We start from the raw sequence: 16741 nt of genomic DNA, 5'->3' as shown, positions 1-16741 counted from the left end.
GGCAGGCGTCGCGGGCATGAGTGGCGAGATCATTCTCGAAACACGGGACTTGACCAAGGAATTCGCGGGTTTCGTTGCGGTCAATGGCGTCAACCTGAAGGTGGAGCGGGGCACCATTCATGCCTTGATCGGGCCGAACGGAGCCGGCAAGACCACCTGCTTCAATCTCCTCACCAAGTTCCTGACCCCCACGCGCGGCCAGATCTTCTACAAGGGCCGCGACATCACCGCGATGCAGCCGGCCGATGTCGCGCGCCTCGGCGTCGTGCGCTCGTTTCAGATTTCGGCGGTGTTTCCGCACCTGACCGTGCTGGAGAATGTGCGCGTTGCACTGCAGCGCAAACGCGGCGGCTCGTTCGATTTCTGGCGTTCGCGCAGCATTCTGAACGAGTTCAACGACCGCGCCCTGTCGCTCATTGACGATGTCGGGCTATCGGGCTTTGCCGGGGTGCCTGCGGTGGAATTGCCTTACGGCCGCAAGCGCGCGCTGGAGATTGCGACCACGCTCGCGCTCGATCCGGACATGCTGCTGCTCGACGAGCCGACCGCCGGCATGGGGCACGAGGATATCGACCGGATCTCGGCGCTGATCAAGAAGGTGTCGGCTGACCGCACCACGCTGATGGTCGAGCACAATCTTTCCGTCGTCTCCGACCTGTCGCACACCATCACGGTGCTCACGCGCGGGCGCATCCTCGCCGAAGGCGATTATGCGACGGTATCGAGCAATCCGGACGTGCGCGAAGCCTATATGGGGACCGGTCATGCTTGATCCGCGCACCGCGCTGCTTGCGGTCGAGAATCTACAGGCCTGGTACGGCGAGTCGCACATCCTGCATGGCGTCAATTTCGAGGTCTATCCGGGCGAGGTGGTGACGCTGCTTGGACGCAACGGCGCCGGCAAGACCACGACGCTGAAGTCGATCATGGGCATCGTGACCAGGCGCACCGGGTCGGTCCGCTTCGAGGGCCGCGAACTGATCGGGCTGCCGTCGAACCGGATCGCGCGTATCGGCATCGCGCTTTGCCCCGAGGAACGCGGCATTTTCGCAAGCCTGTCGGTCGAGGAAAATCTGCTGTTGCCGCCGGTGGTCAAGCCCGGCGGCCTGCCGCTCGAACGCATCTTCGAACTGTTTCCGAACCTGAAGGAGCGCCTCGGTTCGAGCCAGGGAACCAAGCTGTCGGGCGGCGAGCAGCAGATGCTGGCAATTGCCCGAATTTTGCGCACCGGCGCCCGCCTGCTTCTGCTCGACGAACCGACCGAGGGGCTTGCGCCCGTCATCATCCAGCAGATCGGCAACACCATCCGCACGCTCAAATCGCAGGGCTTCACGATTTTGCTGGTGGAGCAGAACTTCCGCTTCGCCGCGACCGTGGCGGACCGCTATTATGTGATGGAACACGGACGGGTGGTGGACAAGCTGCTTTCATCCGAGCTCGAACAGAACCTGGAAAAGCTGCACGACTATCTCGGCGTATAATGGCGTCAGCAAGACGCCCACAAGAAGGAGGAATGCAATGAAGAGACGATCAGCAAGACATGCGCTCGGACTGGCGGCCGTCGCAACCGTGCTCGGTTGCGGAATTGCGCACGCGCAATATACCGACGGCGTCATCAAGATCGGCGTCATGAACGACATGTCCGGCACCTATTCCGATCTGTCGGGGCAGGGCTCGGTGATCGCAGCACGCATGGCGGTCGAGGATTTCGGTGCCGCCGCGAAGGGGATGAAGGTCGAAATTCTCGGCGCCGACCATCAGAACAAGCCGGATGTCGGCTCGAACGTGGTGCGCACCTGGATCGATGTCGACAAGGTAGATGTGATCGTCGACGTGCCGACTTCGTCGGTCGCGCTCGCCGTCAACCAGATCGTCAAGGACAAGAACAAGGTGTTCCTGGTTTCCGGCGCGGCGGCCTCCGATCTCACCGGCAAGGCCTGCACCCCGAACACCATCCACTGGACCTATGACACCTGGGCGCTGGCGAACGGCACCGGCAATGCGATCGTGAAGACCGGCGGCGATTCCTGGTTCTTCCTCACCGCCGACTATGCCTTCGGTCATGCGCTTGAGCGCGACACCGCGGCGGTGGTGGAGAAGAATGGCGGCAAGGTGGTCGGCAAGGTCCGCCATCCGTTCCCGGGCCAGGATTTCTCGTCATTCCTGCTGCAGGCGCAGACCTCGAAGGCCAAGATCATCGGTCTCGCCAATGCCGGCGCCGACACCATCAACTCGATCAAGCAGGCGTCGGAATTCGGCATCGTGCAGGGTGGCCAGAACCTTGCGGCGCTGCTTGCCTTCATCACCGACGTGCACGCGCTCAGCCTGAAAACGGCGCAGGGCCTGATCATGACCGAGGCCTGGTACTGGGACCTCAACGACAACAACCGCGAATTCACCAAGAAATTCGCACCGCAATTCAAGGGCCTGCATCCGACCATGGTGCATGCCGGCGTCTATTCGGCAGTCACGCATTATCTGAAGGCCGTCGAAGCGCTGAAGAGCGATGCCGACGGGGCGAAGGTGGTTGCGAAAATGAAGGAAATGCCGACCGACGACAAGTTGTTCGGCAAGGGGGAGGTGCGTCAGGACGGCCGCAAGATCCATCCGATGTATCTGTTCGAGGTGAAGAAGCCTTCTGAGTCCAAGGGACCGTGGGATTACTACAAGGTCCGTTCCACGATTCCCGCCGATCAGGCTTTCCGCCCGATGAGCGAGGGCGGCTGCCCGCTGGTGAAGAGCTGATTGATTAGCGTCAAATCCGTTCCCTCACCCTGAGGAGCGCGCGCAGCGCGCGTCTCGAAGGGCGAGGGAACGGGCATCGCCCCATCCTTCGAGACGGCGGCTCCGCCGCCTCCTCAGGATGAGGCGATGAAAGGGCTCACCATGTTCGAAATCTTCGGCATCCCCTCGCAAGCGCTGTTCGGCCAGCTTCTGCTCGGCCTGATCAACGGCTCGTTCTACGCGCTGCTCAGCCTGGGGCTGGCGGTGATCTTCGGAATGCTCAACATCATCAACTTCACCCATGGCGCCCAATACATGATGGGCGCCTTCGCGGCTTTCTTCCTGCTGCATTATTTCGGCATCAACTATTTCGTGGCACTGGCGCTCGCGCCGATTCTGGTCGCCATCGTCGGCGTCATCATCGAGCGGCTGTTTCTGCGCTGGCTCTATCAGCTCGACCATCTGTACGGGCTGCTGCTCACCTTCGGGCTCGCGCTGATCATCCAGGGCGTGTTTCGCCAGCAATATGGCTCATCGGGGTTGCCCTATCAGGTCCCCGACATCCTGCAGGGCGGGCGCCATCTCGGCTTCATGTTCCTGCCGAATTACCGCGCGTGGGTGGTGGTGTTCTCGCTCGTCATATGCCTGAGCACATGGTTCGTGATCGAGCGCACCCGGCTCGGCGCCTATCTGCGAGCCGCGACCGAAAATCCGACGCTGGTGCGCGCCTTCGGCATCAACGTGCCTCTGATGATCACGCTGACCTATGGCTTTGGCGTCGGCCTTGCCGCGCTCGCCGGCGTGATGGCGGCGCCGATCTACAGCGTCAATCCGCTGATGGGCGCGGACATCATCATCGTGGTGTTCGCGGTGGTGGTGATCGGCGGCATGGGTTCGATCATGGGCGCGATCGTCACCGGATTCACCCTCGGCGTGGTCGAAGGCCTGACCAAGGTGTTTTTTCCGGAGGCGTCCAACACCGTGATTTTCGTCATCATGGCGATCGTCCTGCTCATCCGGCCCGCGGGCCTGTTCGGACGGACGGCATGACATGAGCGACCATGCCATCACCGCCCCCTATGCCTCGGCTGCCGAGACCTCGCGCAGCGAGATGGTCGGCATCCTCGTTCTCACCGCGTTCGTGATTGCCGCGCCGCTCTTCATCTATCCCGTGCTGATGATGAAGATCCTGTGCTTTGCGCTGTTCGCCTGCGCCTTCAACCTGCTGATCGGCTATGTGGGCCTGCTGTCCTTCGGGCATGCTCTCTATTTCGGGTGGGCGAGCTATGTGTCGGCCTATGTCGCCAAGTCATGGGGATTCACCCCGGAACTCGCGATCATTGCCGGCACTTTGACGGGTGCCGGCCTCGGGCTCGTCGCCGGCGCGATCGCGATCCGCCGGCAGGGTATCTATTTCGCCATGATCACGCTGGCGCTGGCGCAGATGATGTATTTCTTCGCGATCCAGGCGCCGTTCACCGGCGGCGAGGACGGCATCCAGGCGGTGCCGCGCGGTCATCTGTTCGGCCTGATCGACCTGAGCAATCCGGCCGCGATGTATGCCACCGTCGCGGTGATCTTCCTCGGCGGCTTCCTCCTGATCTACCGGATCATCCACTCGCCGTTCGGCGAAGTGCTGAAGGCCATCCGCGAGAACGAACCGCGCGCGATTTCGCTCGGCTACAAGACCGACCGCTACAAGCTCTTGGCCTTCGTCCTGTCCGCCGCCCTGTCGGGGACCGCGGGGGCGACCAAGGCGATCGTGGTGCAGCTGGCCTCGCTCACCGATGTGCATTGGAGCATGTCAGGCGAGGTCGTGCTGATGACCCTGGTCGGCGGACTGGGCACCATCTTTGGTCCGGTGGTCGGCGCGTTCGTGATCATCTACATGCAGAACGCACTCGCCGAGTTCGGACAATGGGTGACGATCATCCAGGGCTGCATTTTCGTGGTCTGCGTGCTGCTGTTCCGCCGCGGCATCGTCGGCGAGATCGCGGGGCTCCTGCGGATCAGGTTGTGAGGCGAATTGCTGTGATGTTATACTGCACGCCTTCCATGGCGTTCTGACAGATTTCGCAAAGCGGCTGGTAACGCCTCCTCACCCGGTCTCAGGCTCGCTTCGCGAACCTCGACCACCCTTTCCTCATGCGGGGAGAGGGGACGGATGGCTGCGAGCGTTCATTGGACTCCTTCGTCTTCACCGCCGTTCTGTTCGCAGCCGCCTGCCATGCCGGCTGGAACGCCGCCATCAAGACCGGGCTCGACCCGCTGTCGTCCACGGTCCTCATCACCACCGGCGCGGGGTTGGTGTCGCTCGCGCTCATCCCCTTCGCCGGCCTGCCGCCCGCTGCGGCATGGCCATGGGTGATCGCCTCTGTCGTCATTCACCTGTTCTATTTCATCGGGCTCAGCGAAGCCTATCGCACCGGCGATCTTGGCCAGGTCTATCCGCTGGCGCGCGGGACGGCCCCGCTGATGACGGCAGCCATGACGGCCGTCATGCTCGGCGAGCGGATCGGAGCCGCGGGCTGGTCCGGTATCGTTATTCTCGCCGCCGGCGTGCTGCTGCTGTCGCTGCGCGGCGGCCGCCTGCTAGAGCCGCCGGACCGCCGCGCGGTGTCGTTCGCGCTGTTCACCGCGCTGACGATCTGCCTCTATTCGGTGGTCGACGGCCTGGGTGCACGCATCGCCGGCAATCCGCATCCCTATACGCTCGCCATGTTTGTCGGCAACGCGCTGGTGATGATCGTGTATTTCCTGATCCGCCGCGGTCCGTCGGTGATCGCGCCGTCATTGCGTGCGTGGCCGGTCGGTCTCGTCGGCGGCAGCCTGCAGCTTCTGTCCTACGGCATCGTGATCTGGGCGATGACGCTGGCGCCGATCGCGCTCGTGGCCGCCTTGCGCGAGACCAGCGTGCTGTTCGGCGCGCTGATCGCGGTCCTGTTCCTCAAGGAGCCGCTGCGGCCGGCGCGCATCATCGCGGCGCTGATGATCGTTTCGGGGCTGGTGCTGATCCGGCTCAGTTGATCGGGCTTTGCAGGGCATCGTGAAGACACCAGGGCTGGTCCTCATGGAAAGCGCGCGATACGCTTGCAAACCCGGATCACCCTCTCACGCAGCCGAGCCAAGACACCCCTAGTTCCGATGTCCTGTCGCGGAGACGGCAATGCCGTCGGGCTCGCCGCCAACCCCGATGGTCCGCATCACGTCGAGCGTTGACGGGTGAAGCGCTTGCACGCAGTCGGACATGGTTGCTGCGAAATAGATCGTGCCGGCGCCTGGCGACACGGCAAGCCCGATCGGCAGCGGGCTGCCCGGGCCAAGGTGGGCGAATTGGCGGCTTTCGGCGCCCGGCGCGAGCCGAAGGTCTACCTTGTGGTTCGCAGTCACCTTTCGCGCCGCGACATCGATCGCGATCACCATTCCTGCCGCAGCGCAGGTCACATACGCAGTCTCCCCGGCGGGACTCATGGCGACGCGGATCGGCATTTTTGGTGTGGGAATCGAGGAAACGATCTCGAGCGAATGACTGTCGACGACCACGATACGGTCCTCGGCGCGCACACAGACCCAGATTTCGCGGCTGTCGCGCGTCAGCGTCAGACCTTCCGAACCCTTTCCGGTTGCGATATCGGCAATCTTGCGAGCGGTCCCGAGATCGATAGCGGTTACCGTGCCTGAGGTGATGTTGGCGACAAAGCCGCGTGTGCCGCTGTTGTCGACAACGATCATATGCGAGTGCTCCTGGCCCGTCGTGATCGCGGTCTCGACGCTGCGTTCGTCCGTGTTCACGATCAGCACGTTGTGCGCGCCTTCCGACGTTGCCGCGATACGAGACTGCGAAATCCATGTCAGTCCATGCGGGCGGACATTCGGCGATATGTCGATGGTCGCGGTCAGTTCTGCCCGTTCGACGTCGATCAGGCGAATGGTTGTGCCCGGCCGATCGGCTGGACCGTAGTTTGAGACTGCGGCCCGGCGCCCATCCGGCGACAAACTGACTTCGTGGGGCGCCACGCCGACATCGACCGCGCCGATGCGGCTGCCGGAACCCGTGTCGACGAATTCGAGCGCATTGGACGATTTTCGGACGACCAACAGAATGTCATTCAGGTCGTTCTGCATTGCCAATCACCGTTCTGTCGGCCACTGCCGGGGCTGCGATTTGTTGCGCTTCTGTGGACGGTCTTGTGGGTCGGACGGCAGGGGCAGTGAGGGTGACACCATTTGAGCCGCGCGCGCAATTCCGCCCGGACTACCGCTGTAGCGTTCGGCCAGGGCCTTCGGATCGGCACCCAGCCGGTAGCGCAGCCGCTTCATGGAATTGTCCCGCAATGTCTTCCACACACCGTAGCGGTCGTAGCGCTCGCCCGGCACGGTGACGCGAGAGGTCACGCAGATCGGTGGTGATAGGGTGCGCAGCCGCTCGCACAGGTCGACGTCCTCCAGGACCGGGAGGTGGCTGAAGCCGCCGACGCGGAAGAAGCTCTCGCGCTGCACGAAGATGGCCTGATCGCCGGTCGCAATGCCGGAGGCGCGCGAGCGCCAGTTGAGCCAGCGCGCGACCAGCGGCAGCAGCATGTGCCTGCCCTGAATGCGCAGATCGAACCGGCCCCAGACCGCGGTATCGCGCGAGCGGCCGTACATCACCTGGGTGTCGGCATCGAGCGGCAGCCTGGTCTCCGGGCGCAGGAACAGGAAAATGAATCCGCTTGCGACCTTGGCGCCCTCGTTCATCTGACGGCCGAGGCCGAGCGGCGAGCGGATCACCTGATCGGCGAGCGGGCGCGCCAGCATCGCGGTGTCGTCATTCGAGCCGCCATCGACCACGATGATTTCGGCGTTGCGGTCGCGGAACGGCTTCAAGGCATGCAGAACCGGGCCGATCGTGCGCGCATGATTGTGCACCGGCACGATGATGGAGAGAATTGGCGGCGATTTGCGCGATGCAGGCATTGGCACCCGTAGCCCGGATGAGCGAAGCGAAATCCGGGGCTGCATTTGTGGCATCCGCAGTGGCGTCCGTAGCCCGCACGAGCGCAGCGATATGCGGGTCGGACGGTCCCGGATTTCGCTTCGCTCATCCGGGCTACGACACTACCAAACGACGAAACGACGAAATGAATCAGCCAGAGAGCTTACCTTGATGGCGCGAGCGCGGCATTGGCCGTGGAGGAGAGCAGTCCGACCCGCCCGAAACCGGGCAGCTTCAGCGCCGGATCGCGGATATCGAAGCCCGCGACCAGTCCGCCGAAATTGAACTCGACGCCTTCCACCCAGCCAAGTTTCACTCCGAGGAGCCCGTAGAGACTGGCCTCGAATCCGGTGCCGGAATCGGTCCAGCCGACATACGGGCCCGGCCGGAAGTCGCGGCCGATCGCATTGGGCGGCAATGTCGCCTGGATTTCCGGGATATCGCGCAGGATCGCGGCGACGAACGAATTGCTGTTCGGCCCGGGCCACAGCCGGTAGTCGCCATAATTCGAATAGCGGTAGTCCTTCACAGCCTTCTCGACCGCCGGAATGATGGCTTCCGCCTCCGCGCCCTTGATGTCGGCGACCACGGTCGGTGCCGAGCCGTACCAGCGGCCGTCCGGCGCCCAGCCGTTCAGCCGCACCGGATTGCCCCAGCCGACCACGTCGTAGCGGGTCCAGCTTCGGGCGCCGGGGCGCTTGAACACCACCCAGCTATGCACCGCGACCGCGCCCTTCAGGCCGCCGGTGCGGCCGGTGAGAAACAGCACGCGCGCCTGCGGATGCGCGGCGGCCGCGGGCAGGGCGCCGATGCTCGACCAGTCGGCATTGCGCCAGCCGTTCGGCCGGTCTTCGAAGGCGAACAGGGCGGCGCGCGCCGCCACGGGCACGAGGAACAGGGCGAGGAGGGTGAGCATGATGATCTGGCGCCAGGACCTGCTTTTGAGAGTGCGGCGCTGCGGGAGCGGGGATTCCATGGCCGCTAAACTAGGATTCGATTTGCGGCACGACAAGGGCGGCAGCCGCTTAACATTTTCGCAGTCAATTCGGAGCAATTACCGCACCCGATTGCCGCTCAGGGTCACATGGGCGAAGCGCCCGGTCCCGTCCTTGGTCATGTCGCCGGTGACGCGCTTGTCCCATTCCATCCCGACCACCGCGCCGTTCCTGGCCTCGGCGATCAGGTTGTCTGTAATCAGCGCATTGCCCGATCCCTTCACCACGCTGACCGCGACGCCGACGCCGACCGTCCGCATCACATTGTCGCTCACGATCACGTCGCGCAAATAAGGGCCATAGCCGACCTCGATGCCCGCCGTCGGCGCAATCTCGATCACATTTCCGGTCACCACGCTGTCTGCCGCGATCCCGATTCCGATACCGTTGCCGTTCCCGACCGGGAGCAGATTGCGGATCAGATTGCCCTGCACCACCGCGAGCCGCCCGCCGACATCGAAATTGGTCACCGAGATTCCGATGGTCGCACCATCCACCGTGTTGCCCGTGATCACCGCGCCCTCGAACGAGAATTCCGAATAGATGCCGACCTCGCTCATGCGGGTACAGATGTTGCCGGAAATCTGGATGTTGGAGGCCGAATTGCCGCGCACTGCGGAGAAGGCGCACTTGTCGATGCGGTTGCCGCGCACGATCACGTTGCCGGCGCGGTACACGCTGATGGCGTTGCCATAGGGTCCGTCGCCGCCGGCATCGGCGCGCGTCTCCTCGATGCGGTTGTCGGTGACGAGGGTGCCGTCATCGCCGAAGGCGCTGCGCCAGACCTGGATGCCGTTATTGCCGGAGCGCCGGATCACATTGCCGGCGATGCGAAGTCCCGTGGAATCGAGCGCGAACAATGCGCCGTCGCCGGCATCCTCGATGAGGCAGCCGGTCACCGCGCCGGAGCAGCCCTCCAGCGCGATCGCGTTGCGCCCGGCATTGACGATGGCGCAGTCGGTCAGGCGGATGTCATTGCCTTGCGCAATATGGACGAGTGCGCGGCCTTCCGCCGGCTTTGCCTTCAGCCCGTCGATCACAAGACCGGAGAGATCGATGCTTTCGGCCCGCTCGCTGACGAACAGCGAACGGGCATGCGCAAGCGACAGCCGCGTCGCGCCGCGCGTGCCGGCAATTTTCGCGTGCGGCGGCAGCCGCAACTCGGCCGCGCGGTAGGTGCCGGCCGGCAGGATCAGGGTGGTGCGGGCCTGCGCGGCGCGGTCGATCGCACGCTGCAGGGCCTGGGTCTGGTCATTCGGGAAATTGGGCCGCACGCCGAGCCCTGCGGCATCGAGCCCGAGAACGGGCGCGGCCTGCGCGGAGGAAGCGGCAGCGCCCATTGCGGCGCTTGCAGTTCCGGCGGCGATAATCGTGCGGCGGCTAATGGGCATGGCAACACTTCCGGATGCGAACGGGCCGCCAGCAACATAATGGGTGGCGGGCGCCGCCGCGCCAGCGCGTTCAGGCTATCGCGCGTCAGGGTTAAGAGCGCCGTCGCGTCGCCGCGCGGGCGGGACCGCAGCATTCGACGATCGGCCCGGTGATCTCGGGCCTCCCGGCGCAGCAATCCATCATCAGGAACTCGATCAGGCCGCGCAGGCCGGGATAGTCGGCGGCGTAAATAATGGAGCGGGATTCACGGCGCTGCGTGATCAGCCCGGCGCGCTCCAGTTCTTTGAGGTGAAAGGAGATATTCGACGCCGACACGCCGAGATCCTCGGCGATCACGCCCGCGGGCACGCCCTCGGCGCCGGCCTTGATCAGTAAACGCAGCACCGAAAGCCTGGTCTGCTGCGACAGAGCGGCGAACGCGTCAAGAGCTTGACTTTCTTTCATATTTCTATAATTCTTGAAATATAGGAGTGTGAAACAAGGATAGTCACCATGACGGCACTTGCAAGAGCGATTCCCCTGACCCCGCCGCCGGCGGACGAAATCTCCACCGCCGGGCTCCTGGCTGAGCTTGCGCCGCACGGCGCGCGCCGCCTGGTCTTTTCTTACGAGGGCCGGGACATCCTTCCGGGCTATCACGTCACCGAGGTGAAGGACGGCCGGTTCGCTGCGCTCGATTGCGGTTCCAATCCCGAAGCGTGGCGCGAGACCTTCATCCAGCTTTGGGACGTTCCGGGCGAGGCGGATCGCGACTCTCACATGCGGGTCGCAAAATTCATCGCGATCATCCGCAAGGTCGGCGAACTGGTTACCTTCGATGAAACCGCGAAGCTCACATTCGAAGTCAGCGACGGCAGAGGTGCAATCAAGCTTTATCGCGCCGAAGATATTGCTGTTGTGGATGACGCGGTGCGTGTGTCGCTGTCGCAGCGCCCGGCAAGCTGCAAGCCGCGCGACCGCTGGCTCGAGGAGGGCAGTCCGAAGGCCAAACGTCAGCCGTGCTGCGGTTGACCGCCGGGGCAACGACCGGCGCGCACGCTGCCGGTCCGCATTTTTCGGAGCCGCCGTGCGGCAGCAGCCACTGCGCTGCCGCCGCCGGCCTGATCAGCGGCCGCCATTGGCCCGCGTGCATTCGCGCAGCCGCCCGACCGCCTTGCCGACCGACCCGTTGAAGCCCACGTTGCCGGTCACCCGCTGCCCGCCGACCATAACCGCCCATTCATAGCCGCGAGCCCGGATCACGTTGCCGAGCAGATGGTCGTCGATGGGGAAGACCAGACGCCCGTTGCCGGCTGTCGCGGTCACGGGTTCCCCGCTGTTCCCGACACCAAAGTGCGACTCCTCATATTTGCCGTTGGGGACGCGGCCCTGCGGCACCGAGACATACACTTTCCCGTCGCCCAGGCGGCCGATGATGAATCCATTGCCGGCGAACGCGCGGCAGATGACGCCAGTCTTGTCCGGCGCCTGCGAGAAATTCCATCCGTCGAAACCCTGGCCGAACGGTTCCTGCTGATTGGATGCAGGCTGCGCCGGCCGGGCCGGCGCGGCCGCTGTCCGGACCACGCACTGGATGGTGATCGGCGGGCGGTTGCAGCCGTCTTTCCAGAACAGGACCTCGGCGCCGTTGCGATGCTGGCCGCAATAGTTGCGGCTGCCGGGACACGAGCAGCTCAGGCCGTGAACGCAGAGCGGAGCGTTCGGCGGACCGGCGCGCGTCGCAGCAACGCGGAAATTGCCGCCGAGCTGTACCCACTCGACCGAAGTCTGGGCGTGCGCGGGCATCGCGAATACGATGCCGGCGAATACGATTGCGCCGATCGCGGCGATGCGGAGGATGATCATCGACAGACTTCTCTCTTGTAAGATGAACTCATCGGTCGCTGCCGGTCGGCTGCGACGCTATGCTACTTCCTGACGAAAACCGCTGTCGCATCCGGCGCGCGTGCCGGCGGTGCGAAATCCTCCCAGAACCGTGCATTGAACTGGTTGCTTCGGGGATTGAGCTCGAAATAGTTCTTGCCGTTGGTGGAGAAGCTCAGGCTGCCGTCGGGGCCCTTTGCCACGGTGACGTTTCGGCAATCCTGCTTGTAGCAATAGAACCCGCCCGTCGAAGACGTAAGCTTGAACGAACTGGTATTATTTGGATCGCGCTTCGATTTCAAGGCGCCCTTCCAGTCCCAGCGGGCGTGATAAGTGACGGGCTGAGGCTTCACGCCGCCGCCCTGACTGGCGAGACAGCCCTGCAATCGCCCGCTCCATGAGGCGAGCGCCTTGTCGACATCGCCACTCGGCTTGGTCCGACACCAGTCGAAATGTACGAGGTGATTGCGGTGGCCCGCAGGCCAGCCGGCACACTTCGCCTGCAGCGCGCGTTCGGTATTGGTGACCATCTGAGTGGCGTAGTCGTTGCAGAAATCGAAATTGTCACGCTGCGGCGCTCTCGGAAGCTGCGCGACCGGCGGGGGAGGCGGGGGCGACTGCTGGACTTGCGGCGTTGGCACGAATTGCGGCTGCCCCTGCGCAACAGGCGCGGGCGCGCGTCGGCGGGGCTGGCCCAGCACCCGCTCATCCCGGCAATCGAACAGCGAATTGAGTGCACGATTGCTGCCGTTGACCTGATACTGCCACCGGTTATTGCGGCCCGAAGTGGTCCTGATGGTGAGCTGCCGCGAATTCATCATGTCGTCGGCTGATCCGGGCTCGCTGGCCGGCTCGAGAATCCGGATCCAGTCGAAGCCTTCGCCGTCGGTGATCAGGTTCGCGTTGGCGCGGCGCGGCGGCGAATTGGGAGCGTCGAAACCGTATTCGAGTTCGAACCGCTTTGCGTTGTCGGCCAGATAATTCTGGCCCTGGAAATCGATCGCATAGAGATTGGCACCCGAAACGATGCGAAGCTGCACGCCCTGGTCATAGACCCGCGTCGCCTGGCAGAAGGCCGGTACCTGGCGCTGCCGCTCCGCCGGCACGAACTCGACGATCCAGTCGCCATGCTCGGAATAGGTTCGGACATTGGCAGGTGCCACGTCTCTCTGCGCGAAAGCCGTGGTGCTGAAGGACGCGGCCAGCAGCGCCGCCGTCGCGGCCATCCGGGTCGGCCTGCCCTTGGGCCCGCCGGCACGAAATGCAGTCATTGATACTTCCCCTCTATGGTCGTGCGCCGGGCATCGTGCGGACATGCCTTTCCGCTCATGCAAAGCGCATGCGTCTGGCTGTGCTGTAGGCTGATTTGGGCTGAAGAATTTGCGCTATTGCAGTTGGCGGCCGGCTATCGGCCGGCGACTGAAATGGCCTATAGAAATCGCCCTTGAACTCCTGAAAGCCTTTTCCCCTGAAACCCGTCCGACGTCCGTTACGCGGCGGCTCGCTTCCCCGGACAATACGCCATTGGCCGCGCCCGCTGCTATCCACCAACCGGCTTGCGGCGCTTCCGGCGCAACGCTGCGATCGTCGTGTCGAGGACCGCTTCGCCTGCCGCCAGCAACGCTTCCGGCGTGATGCGCAGTGAAAGCTTCGGCACATGAATGAAAGCTGAAAGTTCCATCCCGTCGCGTTGTCCTGCCGCGCGGGTCGCGAGCCACAGAGTGTAGTTGCAGAGATAGTCACCCGCATCGCGGGACAGCCTAGCCGGCAACCCGGTGCGCTTCAGCCCGTGAAGCATTGCATCCACCGGGGCGCGCACCGGCAGGCTCCGTCGCGAAGCCGCATCGATCTGACACGGGCCGGGCGTGAAGCCGCCCGCATCGGGGCGATCCGAAATGCGGTTGCGCGCCAGGGTCTCGACCCGAAGCGCCCGCGCGCGGGTGGCGAGCCCGAACATGACCAGGGCATCGGGCTTGAAGGTTTTCAGGAGGCGCGGCAGCGCGCGGTCGACCGCCTTGTAGCGCGTGGGAAAGACATGCGCCTTGACCGTCACGCCGAGGCGGCTGTTGCGGACCAGCGCGCGCACCAGCCGCCCGGTCGGATTCTCGGGCGCGCCGGGGAAGGGGCCGAAGCCGGTGACCAGAATGCGCAGCGGCCGGCCGCGGGAACGCGTGGACATTGTGGGTGTTGGTCCGGGGATACGCCGTTTCACGCTGGACGTTTGCACCATGGCCCTGACTGCATTCGCGCTCAATTGTTCCCTGAAAGGGATAGGGGATGGGGAGAAATCGTCAACCGACGTGCTGCTCCGCCAGCTTATCGACGCGCTGGCAGGCCACGATGTCGCGAGCGGCGGCGTGATGCGTGCCGTCGACCACGACATAAAGCCGGGCGTCAAAGACGACGAAGGCAAGGGTGACGCCTGGCCGGACCTGCTGAAGCGCGTGCTTGCAGCCGACATTTTCGTTCTCGGCACGCCGATCTGGCTGGGCCAGCCGTCCAGCGTCTGCAAGCGCGTGCTGGAGCGCCTCGATGCCGTGATCCACGACATGGACGACCGCAAACGCATGAAGACCTACAACCGCGTGGCCCTGGTCGCGGTGGTGGGCAATGAAGACGGCGCCCATCACGTTTCGGCCGAGCTCTATCAGGCGCTGTCGGATTGCGGATTCACGATTCCGGCGAACGGCATGACCTACTGGGTCGGCGAGGCGATGCAGTCCAAGAACTATGACGAGTTTTCGTCGGCCCCGGACAAGGTCGCGGTCGCAACCGCGATGGCTGCCGCCAACGCGGCGCATCTGGCGCGGCTGCTCAGCGAAAAGAATTACCCTGGCGTGTCCTGAGAGGCCGGACGCGGCTCACAGCCGCTTTCGCATGCGCATGAGCGGCACCGGGGTTCCGCCGCTCGCGTCGCTCACATCTGCGACCGCAAGATAGCCGCAAGCGCGATAGAGCGGCACGCCGGCCATGGTTGCCATCAATTCCGCATGAATGAATCCCTCGGCGCGGGCCGCGTCTTCGCACAGCGTCAGCACCAGCCGCCCGACGCCGCGGCGCGCGAAATCGGGATCGGTATACATCGCGCGCACCCGCGCCGCGTCCTTCGCAGGATCGAGCAGCGCCGCATCACGGCCCGGCGAGGCGTCGCCGCCATAGAGCGTGGCGCGCCGGCTCCAGCCGCCGCAGCCGGCGAGTGCGCCATCCTGCTCGACGATGAAGTAGGTGCCGTCGTCGATCAGCTGGGTGTCGAGCCCCATGATGGTTCGGCTCGACGCGATCTGCGCATCGCTGAGGAACGGCTTTTGCAGTTCGCCGATGGCGCGATCCATCAGGGCGGTGAGGGCCGGAAGGTCGTCGCGGGTCGCGAGACGGGACTGAAGGTCATGCATGCGGGTTCAGAGTTCCAGGTTACAGGCTTGAGCGACAGGCCAGCCTTGCGGGTCTTGTTCACAGACTGGTCCCTGATTCACAGACCAGATACTACAGACCCATGGTGCTTGCGATCTCCTCGACCGCGAGCATCGGCGAGAGCCTGCCCGCCGCCACCGCCTGTTCGAGTTGCGGCAGCCTGCTCTTCAGTTCCGGATCCGCGCGCAGTTTCGCGAACAGCCGCTCCTCGAGCATCGACCACATCCATGTGACCTGCTGATCGCGGCGTTTCTTTGCCAGAGCGCCCGAACCTTCGGAAGATTGCCGATAGGCGCAGATGGTCTGCCAGATCGCGGGCAGACCATCGCCGGTCAAAGCGGAATAGGTGATGACCGGCGGCGACCATTGCTCGCTCGCCGGCTTCAATATATGCAGCGCCGCGCGGTATTCCGCCGCCGCCGCTTGCGCGCGCCGGATATTGTCGCCATCGGCCTTGTTGACCGCGATCATGTCGGCGAGTTCCACCACGCCCTTCTTGATGCCCTGCAATTCGTCGCCGGCCCCCGGCAGCATCAGCACCAGGAAGAAATCGGTCATGCCCGCGACCGTGGTCTCCGACTGCCCGATTCCCACCGTCTCGACCAGGATCACGTCATGGCCCGCGGCCTCGCAGAGCAGCATGGTCTCGCGGGTCTTCGCCGCCACGCCGCCGAGGGTTCCGGACGACGGCGATGGTCTGATGAAGGCGTTCTCATCGGCGGACAAGTGCGCCATCCGCGTCTTGTCGCCGAGGATCGAGCCGCCCGTACGCGTGGAAGACGGATCGACCGCAAGCACCGCAACCTTGTGGCCTTGCGCAGTGAGGAAGCTGCCGAGTGCATCGATCGTGGTCGACTTTCCGACGCCCGGGGAGCCTGTGATGCCGACCCGGATCGCCTTGCCGGTGTGCGGCAGCAATTCCTGGACCAGCCGGTGTGCCTGCTTGCGGTGATCCTCGCGTTTGCTCTCGACCAGCGTGATGGCGCGCGCGAGTGTCGCGCGGTCGCCGGACAGGATGGCTTCGGCGTGGTCATCGTAAGCGGAAGGCATCATATTTCGCTCAAGCCGGCAGCAGTGTGACGCCGAGCTCCCGTGCTGCCTTCCTCATGGTTTTGTCGAGTGTCACAAGAACAGCCTGCCGCTGGAATGCAAGCTGGACATAGGCCGCATCATAGGTCGTGAGGCCGTTGGCGACAGCGAACTGGACAAGCGGACCGATCTCGTCCGGGTGGATGGCTGGTTCGATTTGTATTTTGAGCTGGTCAAGGTCGTCCATGATGTTCTGAAAATCGCTGGAGGAGAGTCGTTCGGCCTTCGCCGGTCCACACAGGGCGTTCGCGATTTCGAGCGGCCAGTGCGCCGGTGCGACGGCCTCACCGTC

19 protein-coding genes are annotated in these 16741 nt (G+C 64.3%); 8 read left to right on the top strand and 11 right to left on the bottom strand.

Going from position 1 to position 16741, the window contains the following annotated elements; translation table 11 throughout:
• Positions 1–16: 16 nt before the first annotated feature.
• From AB7F49_RS26045 to AB7F49_RS26020, 6 genes are all read left to right on the top strand, one after another.
• Positions 17–772 carry an ABC transporter ATP-binding protein gene (locus tag AB7F49_RS26045; RefSeq protein WP_428527835.1) on the top strand — a complete coding sequence of 252 codons (756 nt, stop codon included), beginning with the start codon at positions 17–19 and terminating at the stop codon, positions 770–772.
• Positions 765–1481, top strand: coding sequence for an ABC transporter ATP-binding protein (locus AB7F49_RS26040; protein ID WP_428527810.1), 717 nt, complete (start codon positions 765–767; stop codon positions 1479–1481). The genes AB7F49_RS26045 and AB7F49_RS26040 overlap by 8 nt, the downstream gene beginning before the upstream one ends.
• A 37-nt stretch (positions 1482–1518) precedes the next feature.
• The gene (locus AB7F49_RS26035; protein ID WP_428527808.1) at positions 1519–2745 is read left to right on the top strand and encodes an ABC transporter substrate-binding protein; all 1227 of its coding nucleotides are present in this window, start codon (positions 1519–1521) and stop codon (positions 2743–2745) included.
• 141 nt (positions 2746–2886) lie between these two features.
• On the top strand, positions 2887–3774 hold the full coding sequence (locus AB7F49_RS26030; protein WP_428527833.1) for a branched-chain amino acid ABC transporter permease: 888 nt from the start codon (positions 2887–2889) through the stop codon (positions 3772–3774).
• A gap of 1 nt (position 3775) precedes the next feature.
• Positions 3776–4744, top strand: coding sequence for a branched-chain amino acid ABC transporter permease (locus AB7F49_RS26025; RefSeq protein WP_428527806.1), 969 nt, complete (start codon positions 3776–3778; stop codon positions 4742–4744).
• A gap of 161 nt (positions 4745–4905) precedes the next feature.
• Entirely contained in the window at positions 4906–5751 is an 846-nt protein-coding gene (locus tag AB7F49_RS26020) for an EamA family transporter (RefSeq protein WP_428527804.1), read from the top strand.
• 108 nt (positions 5752–5859) lie between these two features.
• Here the strand turns inward: AB7F49_RS26020 and AB7F49_RS26015 are convergent, their stop codons facing one another.
• The 5 genes from AB7F49_RS26015 to AB7F49_RS25995 all read right to left on the bottom strand — a co-directional run bounded on the left by AB7F49_RS26015 (position 5860) and on the right by AB7F49_RS25995 (position 10530).
• Complete coding sequence (locus AB7F49_RS26015) at positions 5860–6849, bottom strand: hypothetical protein (protein WP_428527802.1); 990 nt, start codon at positions 6847–6849, stop codon at positions 5860–5862.
• 6 nt (positions 6850–6855) lie between these two features.
• Positions 6856–7680, bottom strand: coding sequence for a TIGR04283 family arsenosugar biosynthesis glycosyltransferase (locus AB7F49_RS26010; protein WP_428527800.1), 825 nt, complete (start codon positions 7678–7680; stop codon positions 6856–6858).
• Positions 7681–7862: 182 nt separating this feature from the next.
• Positions 7863–8675 carry a DUF3750 domain-containing protein gene (locus AB7F49_RS26005; RefSeq protein ID WP_428527798.1) on the bottom strand — a complete coding sequence of 271 codons (813 nt, stop codon included), beginning with the start codon at positions 8673–8675 and terminating at the stop codon, positions 7863–7865.
• Between the two features lie 78 nt (positions 8676–8753).
• Positions 8754–10085, bottom strand: a complete 1332-nt coding sequence (locus AB7F49_RS26000) for a TIGR03808 family TAT-translocated repetitive protein (RefSeq protein ID WP_428527797.1) — start codon at positions 10083–10085, stop codon at positions 8754–8756.
• Positions 10086–10176: 91 nt separating this feature from the next.
• Positions 10177–10530, bottom strand: a complete 354-nt coding sequence (locus tag AB7F49_RS25995; RefSeq protein WP_428527795.1) for an ArsR/SmtB family transcription factor — start codon at positions 10528–10530, stop codon at positions 10177–10179.
• Positions 10531–10578: 48 nt separating this feature from the next.
• Between AB7F49_RS25995 and AB7F49_RS25990 the strand changes: the two genes are divergently transcribed.
• Positions 10579–11097, top strand: coding sequence for a DUF6428 family protein (locus AB7F49_RS25990; protein WP_428527794.1), 519 nt, complete (start codon positions 10579–10581; stop codon positions 11095–11097).
• 93 nt (positions 11098–11190) lie between these two features.
• On the opposite strand, the gene AB7F49_RS25985 is transcribed toward AB7F49_RS25990, so the two are convergent.
• From AB7F49_RS25985 to AB7F49_RS25975, 3 genes are all read right to left on the bottom strand, one after another.
• Positions 11191–11931, bottom strand: a complete 741-nt coding sequence (locus tag AB7F49_RS25985; RefSeq protein WP_428527792.1) for a hypothetical protein — start codon at positions 11929–11931, stop codon at positions 11191–11193.
• A 62-nt stretch (positions 11932–11993) separates the two neighbouring features.
• Entirely contained in the window at positions 11994–13220 is a 1227-nt protein-coding gene (locus AB7F49_RS25980) for a hypothetical protein (protein WP_428527790.1), read from the bottom strand.
• A 269-nt stretch (positions 13221–13489) separates the two neighbouring features.
• The gene (locus AB7F49_RS25975; protein ID WP_428527788.1) at positions 13490–14128 is read right to left on the bottom strand and encodes a pyroglutamyl-peptidase I; all 639 of its coding nucleotides are present in this window, start codon (positions 14126–14128) and stop codon (positions 13490–13492) included.
• A gap of 49 nt (positions 14129–14177) precedes the next feature.
• Between AB7F49_RS25975 and AB7F49_RS25970 the strand changes: the two genes are divergently transcribed.
• A complete protein-coding gene (locus AB7F49_RS25970) occupies positions 14178–14795 on the top strand; it encodes a flavodoxin family protein (RefSeq protein ID WP_428527786.1) in 618 nt (205 codons plus the stop codon).
• 15 nt (positions 14796–14810) lie between these two features.
• Here the strand turns inward: AB7F49_RS25970 and AB7F49_RS25965 are convergent, their stop codons facing one another.
• The 3 genes from AB7F49_RS25965 to AB7F49_RS25955 form a co-directional block, all read right to left on the bottom strand.
• Positions 14811–15341 carry a GNAT family N-acetyltransferase gene (locus AB7F49_RS25965; RefSeq protein ID WP_428527784.1) on the bottom strand — a complete coding sequence of 177 codons (531 nt, stop codon included), beginning with the start codon at positions 15339–15341 and terminating at the stop codon, positions 14811–14813.
• A gap of 91 nt (positions 15342–15432) precedes the next feature.
• Positions 15433–16410: a methylmalonyl Co-A mutase-associated GTPase MeaB gene (gene meaB, locus AB7F49_RS25960; protein ID WP_428527831.1), complete on the bottom strand. Its 978-nt coding sequence runs from the start codon at positions 16408–16410 to the stop codon at positions 15433–15435.
• Between the two features lie 10 nt (positions 16411–16420).
• Positions 16421–16741 (bottom strand): type II toxin-antitoxin system VapC family toxin (locus AB7F49_RS25955; protein WP_428527782.1); only part of this gene is annotated, 321 nt, incomplete at its 5' end.

Origin of the sequence: Pseudorhodoplanes sp., assembly GCF_050250235.1 — a bacterium.
Taxonomy (GTDB): Bacteria; Pseudomonadota; Alphaproteobacteria; order Rhizobiales; family Xanthobacteraceae; genus Pseudorhodoplanes.
This window is presented reverse-complemented; position numbering and strand designations above follow the sequence as displayed.